Here is a 14,879-nt window from a genome sequence, read left to right as displayed (position 1 = left end):
GCGCTCTCACATTGCGTATAATTCGTCATTATTGTTTATTGTGTTTACGTCCATAGACCAACCAAGTGATCAAGACGCAGGCGATATAAAATAGAACAAAGATTTTCATGGCACCGGCAGGTGAGCCAGTCATTGCAAGCGATGTGCCAAAGGCTTTAGGAATAAAGAAGCCACCAATTGCACCAATGGCTGAGATAAAACCAAGCGCAGCTGCACTTTCTGTTACTGCTTCTTTTTGCACTGCTTCATCAGAAGCACCTTGTGCTTTCATGCGGTCAACGGTGATTTTTCTAAACACCACAGCAATCATTTGGAATGTAGAACCGCTACCTAAACCTGCGGTTAAAAACAGCACCATAAATACGCCATAGAACGCGATAAATGAGCCACCAGCACCGTTTTCAGGTAGTGTTAAGAAGAGTAGAGCAGAGAAAATTGCCATAATGATAAAGTTAATCAGCGTGACTCGAATGCCTCCAAATTTATCCGACAAAGCGCCACCCACAGGGCGAGCTAAGGCACCTAATAAAGGTCCGAAGAAGGCATAATGCAAAATAACGATATCGGGAAATTGGGTTTTCGATAACATCGCAAAACCCGCTGAAAAACCAATAAATGAGCCAAAAGAACACAGGTATAAAATACTTAATAACCAGAGGTGACCACGTTTTAAAACAGGTAATTGCTGACTTAAAGAAGCTTTGTTAGCCGCAAGGTCGTTCATACCAAACCAAGCTGCAAATGTCAGGATCAACAAGAAAGGAACCCAAATCCACGCAGCATTTTCTAGCCATAAACGTGAACCATCAGGCTGAACGACACCAGGGCCACTAAATAGAGCAAAAACACCAACGCCAACCACTAAAGGGGCGACGAGTTGCATAACACTCACACCGAGATTACCTAATCCGCCATTTAATCCTAATGCCCCACCTTGACGTGCTTTAGGGAAGAAAAAGCTGATGTTTGCCATACTGGATGCAAAGTTTGCTCCAGCAAAACCACATAACAGCGAAATTATAATAAAAGTTGAGTAAGACGTTGTGGCGTCCTGCACGGCGACGCCTAGCCAGAGACAAGGAATTATCAGAAATACGGTACTGATTGCCGTCCAGCGACGGCCACCAAAAATAGGAATAACAAAGGAATAAGGAACGCGCAGAATAGCACCTGAGACTGAAGGCAGTGCCGTCAGCATAAATAGCTGATCTGTGGTAAAGTTAAAACCTACTTTGTTCAAATTTACTGCAACAGCACTAAAAAGCATCCATACGCAGAATGATAAAAGTAAACAAGGAACAGAAATCCATAAATTACGTGAAGCGATCTTTTGACCAGTCTTTTCCCAAAAAGCTTTATCTTCAGGATGCCAATCTTTGATCACCCCTTTTTTCATTTTTTCTGGGTGTTGAGTGAGTGCCATAACAACCTCGATTAACGGTTAGATTGGCATCTTTGTACGATTAGAATTGTTAATTAGTCATGATCTGCATCAAGCAAACATTTGTTTGATTTTTGAACTAAAATCACTATTTACACCTAAGTATTAATAACATAATACTTAATTTTTTATTTTAAATTAATTAGTTAGATTAAAAGCATCATAATTTAGAAGTGAAATTATCTCTATTGGATATTTAGGAGTAATACTTTAGTAGTATATGACATTGGGTGTCTTTTTAAGGCAATATAGCGCCAGAATAAACTTGGAAAAATAACGATGAGTACACATAAAATCCAATGGCACTACCGTTTTTCAATTATTAATCAGATAGCGATATTAATGTTACTTTTCACGCTATTGGGTGTGGTAGGAATGGCAATTTCTAACCATATTATTTTGAGTGTGCAAGGTAACGCTCATGCGATTAATAAATCTGGATCGTTGCGAATGCAAAGCTATCGTTTGCTATCTGCTTTACCTCTAGATGAACAGCATCGTTATTACCTTCATGAATTAGAAACCGATTTAGACAGTGATGAATTACTTCAAGTGCTAAGCAATGAATCGCTACAATCACAATATGCTCAATTAAATACTTACTGGAAAGATACCTTAAAACCAACATTGCTCTATGCAAAACAACGTGATGATGCAAAAGAAGAAGTTATCTTTTTTGTTTCTCAACTCGATAAATTAGTGTTAAGTATCGACCAGCTAACAGAGCAAAAAATCAGGATGGTGGCTTATACTCAGCTTATTTTTACTGCACTCACTCTGTTATTACTGTTTGGTTCTGTTTGGCATTTTCGCCGTCGTTTATTACATCCTTGGCAACAATTAATGGCGATGGCTCATTCAATTGGTCATGGTAATTTTTCAGCACGTTTTCATCAGCGCGCACACCATGATGAAATTGCCACATTGGGTATCGCACTCAATACCATGTCAGAAGAGCTTTCTACGCTGTATAGTGAATTAGAAAAAAGAGTGGTCGAAAAAACGCACGACTTACAACAGAAAAATAAAGTGCTCTCTTACCTTTATCATTCAAGCCAGCAATTACACTCTCCTGCCCCTCTTTGCGCTCGATTAAGACAGATACTATTTGAACTTCAACAAATCATTCCTGATGCTTATTTGCAGATACGTTTATATGAAGATAATCATCACACACTGTTTAATGAAATCAGTTTAGAACCTCAATCACGTCCACATCACTGCCCAGATAAGCAATGCGAACGTTGTGAAGATAATACGTCAACAACGACTTCATTAAATAGTGGGTTATTACATTGGGAATTAGCTGATCAAATCCATCGTTATGGATTATTTGTTATGCAGTTACCTGAAAATACAGTTTTAACTGACGAACAGAATAATTTAATGTTATTACTAACAAAACAGATCTCAGCAATGCTTGCGATGGAACAGCAAAACGAACAGCAGCAACAGCTTTTACTCATGGATGAGCGTTCGGCAATTGCTCGTGAATTACATGACTCGATTGCTCAATCGCTTTCTTGTTTAAAAATGCAAGTTAGCTATTTGCAAATGCAGTCAGAAACCTTACCGGATAACAGCCAAAAACTCCTTAAAGAGATGCGAGAAGAGCTTAATGTGGCTTATCGTCAACTAAGAGAACTGTTAACCACGTTTCGCTTAAAACTCACAGAGCCGGGATTACTAGCTGCGTTAGAAAGTACACTGACCGAATTTAATCAGCGCCTTGGATTTACTATTAATTTTGACTATCAATTACCTGCAAAATGCGTGAATTCACATCAGAGTATTCATGTGGTTCAAATTGTACGTGAAGCATTGAATAATATATTACAGCATGCCAATGCCAACTGGGCTGAAGTCTCTTTATCTCTCGATAATGGCATTATTGAATTAAAAATTAACGATAATGGTGAAGGAATTAGTCCTAACCCTGAAAAATTAAATCACTATGGCCTTATTATTATGCGTGAACGCGCAAATAGCTTAAATGGCTCTTATACTATCAAAGTACGTGAACAGGGCGGTACTCAAGTGCTTGTTAAATTTCCATTAATCACTACTCATAAAGACCCTGTCTAACATGGAGCAAGTCGTAATGAATAACATGGGATCACCCACAGAAAAAGCGACAATTTTACTCATTGATGACCACCCAATGCTACGCAATGGTGTAAAACAACTCTTAAGTCTTGATACAACACTCACTGTCGTTGGGGAAGCGGGTGATGGTATTCAAGGCGTGAAACTCGCAGAAGAATTAGATCCAGATTTAATTTTGCTGGATCTGAATATGCCAGGAATGAATGGTTTTGAAACACTTGATCAACTTCGACTAAAGTCGTTATCAGGTCGGATCGTTGTTTTCAGCGTATCAAATTATAGTGATGATTTAGTCACAGCGTTAAAACGTGGTGCAGATGGCTATCTTTTAAAAGATATGGAGCCTGAAGAATTGCTTGCAGCACTTAAACAGGCGGCTGCCGGAAAAATGGTTGTCAGTCCTGCATTAACGCCGATTTTAGCAGAATCATTACGTGAAGATCGTTCTGAAGGTGAGCGTGATATTGAACAACTCACCCCGCGTGAACGTGATATTTTAAAATTAATAGCGCAAGGGCTATCCAATAAAATGATCGCACGTAAACTTGATATCACAGAAAGTACGGTCAAAGTGCACGTTAAACACTTACTAAAAAAGATGAAGCTAAAATCTCGTGTTGAAGTTGCCGTTTGGGTTCATCAACAACGTATCGATTAATCAAAATTAGGTACAATGGGCTGATGAGAACTCATCAGCTCAACTAATTCTTTTGCCCCTTTTTGTAACGACTCCCCTTTTAGCCACATGGCATGAATAGGCAATCGTAACTCATTTTTCGTATTCTTAAACTGCAGCTGTTTTAATTTTCCTTTTTGTAATTGAGTATAAATCAGCGAATACGGTAAATTACCCCATCCCATTCCCGCTTCAACCATACCTAATGCCATTTGAAAACTATCCGTTTGCCAATAATTTGTAGCCACTAATGAGCGTTCATCTCTCAACTCTTTGGTGTGACTAGCGATCATAATTTGGCGAACATTCACTAAATCCTCAATAAATACGCCTGCTGGGTGTGCTAATGCAATATGACTTGCTGAGATTGTTGCCACTAATGACTCTGAGCCAAGATATTGAAATTGCTCATCACCATTCACATACAAGCCCCCATAAACGAGGCTCAATTGAATTTTATGTGAATGCAACATTTCAATAATGTCGTCTTGTGCTGCGGTTATCACATTCACATTAAGTAATGGATAACGTTGGGTTAATTCAGATAACGCAGGTAATAAATAATCAGGATTAATATCAGCTGCAACACCAATATTTAAAACACTTTCGAGATCCATGGAAAGCTCTTGTGCATGCACTTGTAATAATTTTAATTGCTCTGCGATCATTCTGGCATGAGGTTCAAGTGCTTTGGCTTTTTCGGTTGGTTGAGGCTCTCGTGATGAGCGCTCAAAAAGAGCATAGCCTAATTCAGCTTCCATATTGGCAATCGCCATACTAACTGCAGAAGGAACACGTTTTAATGAACGTGCTGCTGCAGAGAAAGATCCCTTATCCATCACGGCTAAAAATATCGCAATATGTTCACTTGAAAACTGCATGTTCACTCCTGATGTTTCAGTTAAATTGATACTAGTTGACTTTTTATGTCATTCTTGCTGATTTATCTTACGATGCTTAACAACACGGATCCACAGAAAAAAGAGAGCACAATGCAAGGTATTAAACGAAAAATTGTCTACGTGACAGCTTATGAGATTTTTGGCTGGGTTATTTCATCCGTTGGACTTGCTCTTTTGGCTGATAGCTCAACAGCAGTAACTGGCCCATTAGCGCTTGTGATAACAACAATCGCGGTGAGTTGGAATTTTATTTATAACTGTATGTTTGAATTTTGGGAAAGTAGGCAGATTTCAAGAATTCGAACTTTTAGGCGCCGTATTGTACATGCAATTGGATTTCAGCTAACACTAGTACTCTATTTAATCCCATTAATTGCATGGTGGCTTAATGTTTCGTTATGGCAAGCGTTAGTGATGGATTTTGTGCTGATAATTATTATCCCTTGTTATACTTTCGTTTATAACTGGGTATTTGACAAAGTATTTGGTTTACCAGCATCTGCATTACCTGAAAATGCGCCTGTAGCCTAAACGACAAATGAATTAAGAAGAGTGATCTGCAATTAAGATCACTTTTTAACGGGGTAGATATCTTCTAATGCAAATTGCTCAATACCGCCTTCTAACTCACAACGACCCAAACCAATATTTTTATCATCAGCCGTTGTTCTTTTGAGTAACTTACCTGTTACTTGAGAAAGTTGAGTATCTAATTCAACAACACGATAATACTCTTTCATATAGCTTTCTTCACCTAGCGCCATATAAACTAAAAATTCATCACCTATTTTAATGTTCATCTCGTTTTTACTTACTCTTAGTCGTTAATCTAATGATGATAGAATAAGTTTAGTCTAACTAAAGAGAATAAGAGAAAGATTGACTCACTCGATATTACATTAAGTTAATTTATTAACTTCCAACTCATCATAATGATGCTGATCAGAATAAACGACAGTGTTAAATATTGGAAAAAACGCTCTGATAAATAGACAAGTAAATAGCGTGCTAATGGAATAGAGAATAATGATCCTAAGCAAAGAATAAGTGCCGTGTGAACATCGGTATAACCACCAGCACTATAAGCAATCGCTGAGCCACCCGAAAGGATCGTAGTAATAAAAATAGAGGTCCCAATTGCCTCTTTAATCCCCATTTGTGCAAAACGCATTAATACAGGCAATACCACTAATCCCCCTCCAACTCCCGTCGCTCCAAGCACAAGCCCAGCACTCATTCCTGGTACAAATAAGGAAGAAAAAGTAACGGATGAAGGTGGTGGCAAAGAAATTAAAAGATCTGAACCTGTTGATCTTCTTATCATTCGTTGTAAAAACAAAATCAATGAAAACACGATGGCAACGATCATTAAAATATTAATACCAGATTCAACACGATCGTAATATTGAGGTTGCGATCCCAACCACGTCACCCCATAACTCGCTAAAAAAGTTGCAGGAAACATGATCGCCAAAATTAATAATGCGGGTTTTAATGGAATATTACCTAACCGAAAATGAATATAAGAAGACGAGAGTTTCATTAGCATAGATAACAAATTAGCCGTTGCCACAGCCGCTAATGCATTCATTCCAAAAAGATAAATAAGAACAGGCAATAAAATAACGCCTCCGCCAACACCGGTCGTTGTAATAACTAACCCTATTGCAGCGCCGATAAGCAATTGTGAGACGAGTAACATCTTATTTCCTTTTGCTGATAATTTAGCGAGCCTAGATTATAGGCAAAATAACTTATAACCAAAAGGAATTAGATATAACAAATAGATATATAAATAAAGTTATTATAAAAAAGCCCTTTAATACGAAATTTACTCATCTTAAAGGGCGAATATTAAAGGCAGGTATTATTCTTATTAATCAATATATTAATTCTTTAATACGCTTAATTTATTTCAGCTAAAACGGTTTCTGCTGAAAAGTAATCACCTGTTTTAGCTTTTTGCTGTAATACCCCGTCACAAGATGCGACCACCTGAACTTCCATTTTCATCGCTTCCATAATAGCAATAACATCACCTTCTTTGACGTTGTCACCATCAGATAAGATCCAGCTATGTAATACACCAGAAATTGGCGCAATAACTGCTTTTTCATTCTCTTCTTTCTCATGACTGGCATTCATTGCTGTTGGTATTACCGCAGAGAGTGATAATAATTGAGCTGGCAAAGCAAGTTCATGACGACGACCATCAATTTCAATAAAGGTACGAACGAGTTCTTCATTTTTTGCTGATGTACTACGTGGGAAATGGCTATTTTTTGCCTGAAAATCAGTTTCAATCCAACGAGTATGTACCTTAAAATCTTCAGTAAAATCGGGGTGTTCCATCATTTCACAATGGAAAGGCAATACACTTGCCACACCTTCTATTTTAAATTCAGATAATGCCCGACGAGCCCGTGCAATGGCTTGTTCACGTGTTGCACCTGTCACTATCAGTTTGGCCATCATTGAATCGAATTGGCGTGAAACCTGATTATTTTCAGCAACACCACTGTCTACTCGCACACCTGGACCTGAAGGCTGAGAAAAATGTGTAATTAAACCGGGTGTAGGTAAAAAACCTTTCGCCGGATCTTCTGCATTGATCCTAAATTCAAAAGAATGACCGCGCGGGACAGGGGTTTTATCAATACTGAGTGGCAACCCTTCAGCGATACGTAACTGCTCGATAACTAAATCAATGCCTGCCGTTTCTTCTGTCACTGGATGCTCTACTTGTAGACGAGTGTTTACTTCCAGAAATGAGATAGTGCCATTTGCACTTAATAAAAACTCAACTGTACCTGCCCCTATATAGCCCGCTTTAACACAAATATCTTTAGCTGATTGGTGAATACGTTCACGTTGTTCATCTGTTAAATAAGGTGCTGGGGCTTCTTCAATCAGCTTTTGATTACGACGTTGTAGCGAACAATCTCGTGTTCCAACGACAACAACATTGCCTAATTTATCTGCGATAATTTGCGCCTCGATATGACGAGGTTTATCTAAGAATTGTTCAACGTAACATTCACCACGTCCAAATGCGGTGACTGCTTCTCGTACTGCGGAATGATAAAGCTCTTCAATTTCTTCCATTTTATGGGCAATTTTTAAGCCTCGCCCACCACCACCAAAAGCGGCTTTAATCGCAACTGGCAAACCATATTGCTTGGCAAAATCTAATACTTCTTTGGTATTATTAACAGGATCAGCCGTACCATTTACAAGAGGAGCACCAACAGATTGTGCAATTTTACGTGCTTTCACTTTATCGCCAAGTACCTCAATCGTTTCAGGATTTGGCCCGACCCAAATAAATCCGGCTTCTTGTACCGCTTTTGCAAAATCTGCACGCTCTGAAAGAAAACCATAGCCTGGATGGATCATCGTCGCTTTAGCTTTACTAGCAATATCAATAATTTTGTTGATATCTAAATAGCTTTCTTTCGGTAAATTACCATTGAGTCCATAAGCTTCATCAGCAAGACGAACGTGTAGTGCATCAATATCATCATTGGCATAAATGGCAATTGAAGTGGCACCATAATCCTGACAAGCACGAATAATGCGAACCGCGATTTCACCTCGATTTGCAATAAGTACTCGATGCTTCACTCGTTGTTTTTGGTTAATTGTTGTCATGAGTGGCATTCTCCTATCAATATTCTTGAAATTCGGTAATTGGATTAAAACGAATTTTAGCGTTAACAGGGATTTGCCCTGCGAGTGGTAAGTGATATTCAGCGACAGCACCAATAACAGGATAGCCCCCTGTTAATGGGTGATCGTTAAGAAACAAAACAGGCTGCCCATTAATTGGTACTTGTATTGCACCAATACAGGTGCCTTCACTTGATAATTCTTGTTGTTGCTCACGCGCAAGGGGCGTTTCGCCCAATAAACGTAAACCAATACGATTAGATTGTGGTGTGACTTGCCATAATTGAGAGGTTAGCGTCTTTATTGCATCCGCGGTAAACCAGTCAGTACGAGGGCCTAAAACGATATCAAGTGTGACAATATCACCTTGTTTTGGCAGCACTGATGTTGGCTGTTCATCGGCTACAATACCGTTTGAAATGCTTTCATTATTCAGATGAAGGACATCTCCTTCTTGCAGTGCACTAGGCCCAATTTGCGCTAAAGTATCAAAAGCCTGACTACCTAAAACTTTAGGTAATTCAAACCCACCTCTCACAGCAAGATAGCTACGTACCCCTGTTGTTGGTATACCTAAAATAATTTCATCACCACAACGAACATCAATTGGTTGATAGCTTGATAGATATTCACTCTTTCCCGACTCATGTTTTAGTAAAATAGAACAATCCGCCCCAGTTAAGGCAATAACACAATCTTGTCGCGCTTTAAGTGTTAATCCACCTTGAGTTATCTCAAGTGCCACGAAGGTTGTCGGATTCCCAACTAAACGATTAGCCGCATGTAAAGCGGGTTTATCTAGTGCACCAGAAGCAGAAACCCCCATTGATGCAGCACCAATTCGTCCTTCATCTTGAAATAATGTCTGTAACCCTGCCGAAATGACATATAAGCCTGTATCATTTAATGAAAGAGGGGGAGCTACTGCCGATTTTTTTTCAGGCAATGAAACGGTTATTGGTGCTTTTTGTGCATCAATAAAATGCACTTCATTTCCCGGTAATAAAAAGGCGGGTTGTTCGCGGGAAAGATCCCACATTTTTATTTCCGTCGTTCCGATTAACTGCCAACCGCCGGGACTTTGTTGTGGATACACACCACTAAATTCACCGGCTAATCCAACAGAACCTGCTGGGATCCGTGTACGAGGCGTTTTACGACGAGGTACATAGAGCTGGGTTTCATCAGCGATCAGATAAGCAAACCCCGGTGCAAAACCAGTGAATGCAACTTGATAGGTTTGTTCTGTATGTCTGCGGATCACTTCATTGGTAGTGATCCCTAATAATTCAGCGACCTCATTGAGATCTTCACCTTGATAATGAACAGGGATCGTTAATGACTGTGTTTGACGTGCTGATAGCGCTTTGATTTCTAATTGTCGGAGCTGAACAACAAGTTCTTCAGCCGTAATTAGCCACGGTGTATAGTGAATTAAGAGCGTTTTCGCTGCGGGTACAATATCTTCAATAGCAGCAATATCCGCTTGTTTAACGGATTCATACAATGCGAGCGTCTCTTTTAAAGAGGAGAGTTCGACAAGTAAGTGAGACAAGTTAACAGGCAAAAAGCGCAAAGTATCTTCCTCCCTTATACATGATAAGCAGCATCAGGCACATCAGTAATAAACATATGCCCCGGAGCATGACTGAGCGCGAAAGGAACGCCTGAACGCATCACCGCCGCTTGTGGTGTGACACCACAAGCCCAAAACACGGGGATCTCACCTTCTTCAATTCTCACTGGTGAACCAAAATCAGGCGACATAATATCGTTAATACCTAGAGCATCAGGTGAGCCAATATGCACGGGAGCACCGTGTACCGAAGGAAAGCGGCCGCTGATCATTACTGCATCAGCAATTCTATCTGACGGAATAGGACGCATTGAAACCACTAACTCGCCTTCTAATCGTCCTGCTGGGCGACATAAACGATTGGTTTTATACATCGGAACATTGCAGTTATCCGTAATGTGTCGAATTTCAATACCCGCTTCTAACATCGGCGTTTCAAAAGTGAAACTACAACCAATAAGAAACGTTACGAGATCGGGGTGTTGTGCCCATATGGCTGTAGCATCTGTAATCTCATCTGTTAATTTGCCATTTTCCCAAACACGGTAAAGAGGAATGTCAGTACGCAGATCGGCGTTTTTCGCTAAAACAGTACGATAACTACCTGATTCACAAACATCTAAGATAGGGCAACTTTTAGGATTACGCTGTGCATAAAGTAAAAAGTCGAATGCCCAATCGCGAGGCAAACTAATCATATTTGCTTGTGTCATTCCTTTTGCCATACCTGCTGTTGGTATAGCTAAACCATGACGAATTGCTAATCGAGCCTCTTGTGCTTTGGTGATTGCATCAGCAGTTGCTTTCATTAAAGTTGTCATATTTACCCCTTAACTTTCAGTAAAGCAGGAGCAAATGATTTAATTGCAATACCATGATTTATTAAAGTTTCTTTTACGCTTTTGGCTAAATTGACTGCATCAGGACTATCACCATGAACACAAATAGAATCAGCTTTTATCGCCGTAAAAATACCTTCTATAGACTCAACACCACCTTCTTGTACAAGTTGTAGCATACGTTGTGCAACACGTTCAGGATCATGTAAAACTGCGCCCTCTTTTTTACGAGAAACCAGAGTGCCATCAGCGTGATAAGCTCTGTCTGCAAAGGCTTCGGCTATAACACGAAGTCCTTTTTCTTTTGCAAGAGTAATCAAAGGTGATCCTGCTAAAGCAACTAATGTCAGTTGAGGATCTACGGCGAGTATCGCCTCAATAACAGCAAGTGCTTGGCGTTTATCATGAGCAATTGTGTTATACAACGCGCCATGAGGCTTAACATAAGTCACGCTCAAACCCACTGCTTTTGCCAATCCTTGCAAAGCACCTATTTGATAAATCACATCTGCGGTTAATTCATCACTGGCGATATCCATATTACGGCGACCAAAACCCACTAAATCAGGATAAGCGACATGTGCCCCTATTGCGACATTGTGTTGTTTTGCCGCTTTTAATGTTCTTAAAATTCCATCCGGGGAGCCAGCATGGAAACCACAGGCAATATTGGCACTACTGACTATTTCAAGTACTGCATCGTCATTGCCCATTGTCCATTGTCCGAAGCTTTCACCTAAATCACTGTTTAAATCGATGGCATTTATCATTGTTATTATTCCTTTAAGCAATCTTGAGGTAGTTGAAAATCGCACCGACTGACATGATGCCCATATACCAAGTCAGTACACAGACTAAAATGCCTGACCATAACAACCATGCTGGGTATTTATAGCCATTCATTAAGTCTTGGCGACGCCATGCAACAAAAATAAACAATGTCATACCAATAGGTAAAATCAGACCATTAAAACCACCGGCAAAGACTAATAGAGCAGCGGGCGCTGTTCCCATCATCATATAAATAGCTAATGAAACAGCAATAAAGATAATGGTTGCGATATTACGTTGGCGTTCTGTGATCCCTTTTTTAAACACCGTAATAAATGACATAGAGGTGTAAGCAGCACCAATAACACTAGTGAGAGCAGCGGCCCATAAGATAAGACCGAAGATACGTAACCCAGCTAAACCCGCAGCATGTTGAAATGCTTGTGAAGCAGGGTTAGCAGCATGGCTAGAAATATCTAATGTTACACCGCTAGCCACAACACCTAAAATGGCAAGGAACAAAATGTAGCGCATCAATCCAACAACTAAGATACCTTTTGTTGCAGCGTTCGATACCGCTTCAATATTCTCAATACCCGTCGTTCCCTTATCAAGAAGACGATGAGCACCCGCATAACAGATATAACCCCCTACTGTTCCCCCCACAATCGTGGTAATTGTGGCAAAGTTAATAGAGTCAGGTAAAACTGTTTGTCTTAATGCTTCGCCAATCGGTGGATTGGATGCAAACATAACAAAAACAGTTAGTAAGATCATGACCATACCAAGAATGATAATCATACGATCAATAAAGTTACTGGCTTTACGTGAAGAGAAAATATAGATCGCAAGCAATGCACTTAAGATCCCACCCCATTTAGGATCTAGTCCAACCATTGCATTAAGCCCTAATCCTGCACCTGCAATATTACCAACGTTAAAAACTAAACCACCGAAGATAACTAATATCGCCAGCAAATAGCCACTTCCCGGGATAGCTTTGTTGGCAATATCTGAAGCCCGCATATTGGTTACCGTGATCACTCGCCAAATACTTTGTTGCACAATAAAATCAATCACAATCGACGCTAAGATCCCAAACGCAAATGCGGCCCCCATTGTCGCCGTAAAGGTTGCAGTTTGTGTAATAAAACCAGGACCAATTGCTGAGGTTGCCATTAAAAAAATAGCGGCAATCAGAGAGGAACGTCTACTTTTTATAAACGAAGTTGGAGCTGTATTTGCAGAATCTTGTGTAGCCATAAGCTACCCCCTTTATCATCATTATTTTAATTATTATTACTAAGGCAATTTACATGCCATTGTTGAGCATGAATACGTGATTGTTAATCAAGTGATGTTAGATTGTTGAACAATTAATAATAATAGATGAATAAATAAGCAAATAGATTTAAATATGGGATGATAAAAGTGCAAAGAAGATCGCATTTTTAACATTTTATTGACAATTTGAGATGATTTATTCGTATCAAAAATGCACGGGAATGAAGCATAAAAAGATAAGATGCACAAAAATAGTGCATATAAATAAAGAAAAATAAATTTGAACATTAAAAATTGATAAAGAAAAAATCAATTTTTTTAATAAAAAGAAACAGAAAGCAATATTGTAGAGAGTGATAAGTACAACATACAGCGACAATAGAGGTTATATATTGTAAAGCTCACTGATAGAATAGATGTTTCTATTGAGCTAATAGCAGAAGATAATGCAGAAAAAAACATCTCCACAAATTCTTTCTCAAAAAGTCGCCAATATTATTCGACAAAAGATCACTATAGGAGAATTACCTCCTGGTGAAAGACTTTCAGAAACCGCATTAAGTGAAACGCTAGAGATATCGCGTAATACTTTGAGAGAAGTTTTTCGTGTGTTGACGCAAGAAGGGCTGTTAACTTATAAACCTAATCGTGGGGTTTTTGTTTCAGTACCAGATATGGCCTCTATTATGGATATTTATCGTGTAAGACGGTTAATTGAGTGTGATGCATTACGACATTCTTATCCTATGCACCCAGCCATTATTAGAATGCAAGATAGTGTCGAACAAGCAAAAAAGTTTCAAGAACAACAAGATTGGAATAGTGTCGGAACCTGTAACATGCATTTTCATACCGCAATTGTTGAGCTTTCAGATAGCCCTAGACTGTTTAAACAATACCAACTTATTCTAGTAGAATTACGTTTAGCCTTCGGTTTATTAAACGATCCTCAATTACTACATGCACCTTATATTGAGAAAAATGAACAGATTTTAAGGCTATTAATGGATGGCAAAGCACAAGAAGCTGCGATGGCAATGGAAGACTATTTGGAAATTTCAGAAAGGACAGTGCTCGCTGCATTCTCTCGTCATAATTTTTGTTAATTATTCAATTAATAATAAAAATGCCCTATGTTGGGGCATCTAAATAGTGTATTTTTCATTATTATTTTATTTAAAAACTCCAAACGCAAAAAAGCCAACCCATTGGGTTGGCTTTCTCGTCTTAATTAATGCCTGGCAGTTCCCTACTCTCACATGGGGAGACCCCACACTACCATCGGCGCTACAACGTTTCACTTCTGAGTTCGGCATGGGATCAGGTGGGACCGTTGCGCTATGGCCGCCAAGCAGAATTCTTCAAATTCTTTAATTATTCGTCTCTTCCTGAGACTCACCCCTTTGGGGCCAGTGCTCTGCACTGTTCCAGTTTGTTCCAGACAAACTGGTCTGTTTTATTACCCGTTACTCACCCTTCATCAGTTCGTAACCAGTAATATTCAATCTTAAACAAGCCTACTTCATTCATCTTTGTCTCTCAGACAAAACACCTTCGGTGTTGTCAGGTTAAGCCTCACGGTTCATTAGTACTGGTTAGCTCAACGTATCGCTAC

Annotated in this window: 13 protein-coding genes and 1 rRNA gene; 4 read left to right on the top strand and 10 right to left on the bottom strand. The window is 39.3% G+C overall.

What is annotated here, in order from left to right; translation table 11 throughout:
• Positions 1 to 28: 28 nt before the first annotated feature.
• Positions 29 to 1,423, bottom strand: a complete 1,395-nt coding sequence (locus CUB63_RS16620) for a NarK family nitrate/nitrite MFS transporter (protein WP_109848541.1) — start codon at positions 1,421 to 1,423, stop codon at positions 29 to 31.
• Positions 1,424 to 1,720: 297 nt separating this feature from the next.
• Between CUB63_RS16620 and narX the strand changes: the two genes are divergently transcribed.
• Both narX and narL read left to right on the top strand, forming a co-directional pair.
• Positions 1,721 to 3,526 (top strand): nitrate/nitrite two-component system sensor histidine kinase NarX, encoded by a 1,806-nt coding sequence (gene narX, locus CUB63_RS16615; RefSeq protein ID WP_109848540.1) that lies wholly within the window; start codon positions 1,721 to 1,723, stop codon positions 3,524 to 3,526.
• Positions 3,527 to 3,551: 25 nt separating this feature from the next.
• Positions 3,552 to 4,205, top strand: coding sequence for a two-component system response regulator NarL (gene narL, locus CUB63_RS16610; RefSeq protein WP_109399424.1), 654 nt, complete (start codon positions 3,552 to 3,554; stop codon positions 4,203 to 4,205).
• Here narL and CUB63_RS16605 read toward each other — a convergent pair.
• Positions 4,202 to 5,104: a LysR family transcriptional regulator gene (locus tag CUB63_RS16605; RefSeq protein WP_006535470.1), complete on the bottom strand. Its 903-nt coding sequence runs from the start codon at positions 5,102 to 5,104 to the stop codon at positions 4,202 to 4,204. The two genes, narL and CUB63_RS16605, sit on opposite strands and share 4 nt — an antisense overlap.
• 111 nt (positions 5,105 to 5,215) lie before the next feature.
• On the opposite strand from CUB63_RS16605, the gene CUB63_RS16600 reads away from it, so the two are divergent.
• Entirely contained in the window at positions 5,216 to 5,656 is a 441-nt protein-coding gene (locus CUB63_RS16600; RefSeq protein WP_006535471.1) for a PACE efflux transporter, read from the top strand.
• A gap of 38 nt (positions 5,657 to 5,694) precedes the next feature.
• On the opposite strand, the gene CUB63_RS16595 is transcribed toward CUB63_RS16600, so the two are convergent.
• The 7 genes from CUB63_RS16595 to CUB63_RS16565 form a co-directional block, all read right to left on the bottom strand.
• Entirely contained in the window at positions 5,695 to 5,925 is a 231-nt protein-coding gene (locus CUB63_RS16595) for a hypothetical protein (RefSeq protein WP_109848539.1), read from the bottom strand.
• A gap of 104 nt (positions 5,926 to 6,029) precedes the next feature.
• Positions 6,030 to 6,827 carry a sulfite exporter TauE/SafE family protein gene (locus tag CUB63_RS16590; protein ID WP_109848538.1) on the bottom strand — a complete coding sequence of 266 codons (798 nt, stop codon included), beginning with the start codon at positions 6,825 to 6,827 and terminating at the stop codon, positions 6,030 to 6,032.
• A 203-nt stretch (positions 6,828 to 7,030) separates the two neighbouring features.
• A complete protein-coding gene (locus CUB63_RS16585) occupies positions 7,031 to 8,776 on the bottom strand; it encodes an acetyl/propionyl/methylcrotonyl-CoA carboxylase subunit alpha (protein WP_109848537.1) in 1,746 nt (581 codons plus the stop codon).
• Positions 8,777 to 8,792: 16 nt separating this feature from the next.
• Positions 8,793 to 10,370, bottom strand: a complete 1,578-nt coding sequence (locus CUB63_RS16580) for a 5-oxoprolinase subunit B/C family protein (protein WP_109848536.1) — start codon at positions 10,368 to 10,370, stop codon at positions 8,793 to 8,795.
• Positions 10,371 to 10,384: 14 nt separating this feature from the next.
• Entirely contained in the window at positions 10,385 to 11,191 is an 807-nt protein-coding gene (locus CUB63_RS16575; RefSeq protein WP_006535479.1) for a putative hydro-lyase, read from the bottom strand.
• A 2-nt stretch (positions 11,192 to 11,193) separates the two neighbouring features.
• Positions 11,194 to 11,979, bottom strand: coding sequence for a LamB/YcsF family protein (locus tag CUB63_RS16570; protein ID WP_109848535.1), 786 nt, complete (start codon positions 11,977 to 11,979; stop codon positions 11,194 to 11,196).
• A 13-nt stretch (positions 11,980 to 11,992) separates the two neighbouring features.
• Entirely contained in the window at positions 11,993 to 13,243 is a 1,251-nt protein-coding gene (locus CUB63_RS16565; RefSeq protein WP_072063851.1) for an NRAMP family divalent metal transporter, read from the bottom strand.
• Positions 13,244 to 13,710: 467 nt separating this feature from the next.
• Here CUB63_RS16565 and CUB63_RS16560 point away from each other — a divergent pair, with 467 nt between their 5' ends.
• The gene (locus tag CUB63_RS16560) at positions 13,711 to 14,370 is read left to right on the top strand and encodes a GntR family transcriptional regulator (RefSeq protein WP_109848534.1); all 660 of its coding nucleotides are present in this window, start codon (positions 13,711 to 13,713) and stop codon (positions 14,368 to 14,370) included.
• Between the two features lie 130 nt (positions 14,371 to 14,500).
• Here CUB63_RS16560 and rrf read toward each other — a convergent pair.
• Positions 14,501 to 14,616 (bottom strand): 5S ribosomal RNA (rrf, locus tag CUB63_RS16555).
• Between the last annotated feature and the right edge of the window lie 263 nt (positions 14,617 to 14,879).

Origin of the sequence: Proteus penneri, assembly GCF_003144535.1 — a bacterium.
Lineage (GTDB): Bacteria > Pseudomonadota > Gammaproteobacteria > Enterobacterales > Enterobacteriaceae > Proteus > Proteus penneri.
This window is presented reverse-complemented; position numbering and strand designations above follow the sequence as displayed.

Bases quoted from the DNA above. Each gene is read 5' to 3' on its own strand.
- CUB63_RS16575 (WP_006535479.1), bottom strand. From the start codon at position 11,191: ATGACAACTTTAATGAAAGCAACTGCTGATGCAATCACCAAAGCACAA.
- CUB63_RS16595 (WP_109848539.1), bottom strand. From the start codon at position 5,925: ATGAACATTAAAATAGGTGATGAATTTTTAGTTTATATGGCGCTAGGT.
- CUB63_RS16560 (WP_109848534.1), top strand. From the start codon at position 13,711: ATGCAGAAAAAAACATCTCCACAAATTCTTTCTCAAAAAGTCGCCAAT.
- narX (WP_109848540.1), top strand. From the start codon at position 1,721: ATGAGTACACATAAAATCCAATGGCACTACCGTTTTTCAATTATTAAT.
- CUB63_RS16620 (WP_109848541.1), bottom strand. From the start codon at position 1,423: ATGGCACTCACTCAACACCCAGAAAAAATGAAAAAAGGGGTGATCAAA.
- CUB63_RS16605 (WP_006535470.1), bottom strand. From the start codon at position 5,104: ATGCAGTTTTCAAGTGAACATATTGCGATATTTTTAGCCGTGATGGAT.
- CUB63_RS16590 (WP_109848538.1), bottom strand. From the start codon at position 6,827: ATGTTACTCGTCTCACAATTGCTTATCGGCGCTGCAATAGGGTTAGTT.
- CUB63_RS16570 (WP_109848535.1), bottom strand. From the start codon at position 11,979: ATGATAAATGCCATCGATTTAAACAGTGATTTAGGTGAAAGCTTCGGA.
- CUB63_RS16565 (WP_072063851.1), bottom strand. From the start codon at position 13,243: ATGGCTACACAAGATTCTGCAAATACAGCTCCAACTTCGTTTATAAAA.
- CUB63_RS16585 (WP_109848537.1), bottom strand. From the start codon at position 8,776: ATGACAACAATTAACCAAAAACAACGAGTGAAGCATCGAGTACTTATT.
- CUB63_RS16600 (WP_006535471.1), top strand. From the start codon at position 5,216: ATGCAAGGTATTAAACGAAAAATTGTCTACGTGACAGCTTATGAGATT.
- narL (WP_109399424.1), top strand. From the start codon at position 3,552: ATGGGATCACCCACAGAAAAAGCGACAATTTTACTCATTGATGACCAC.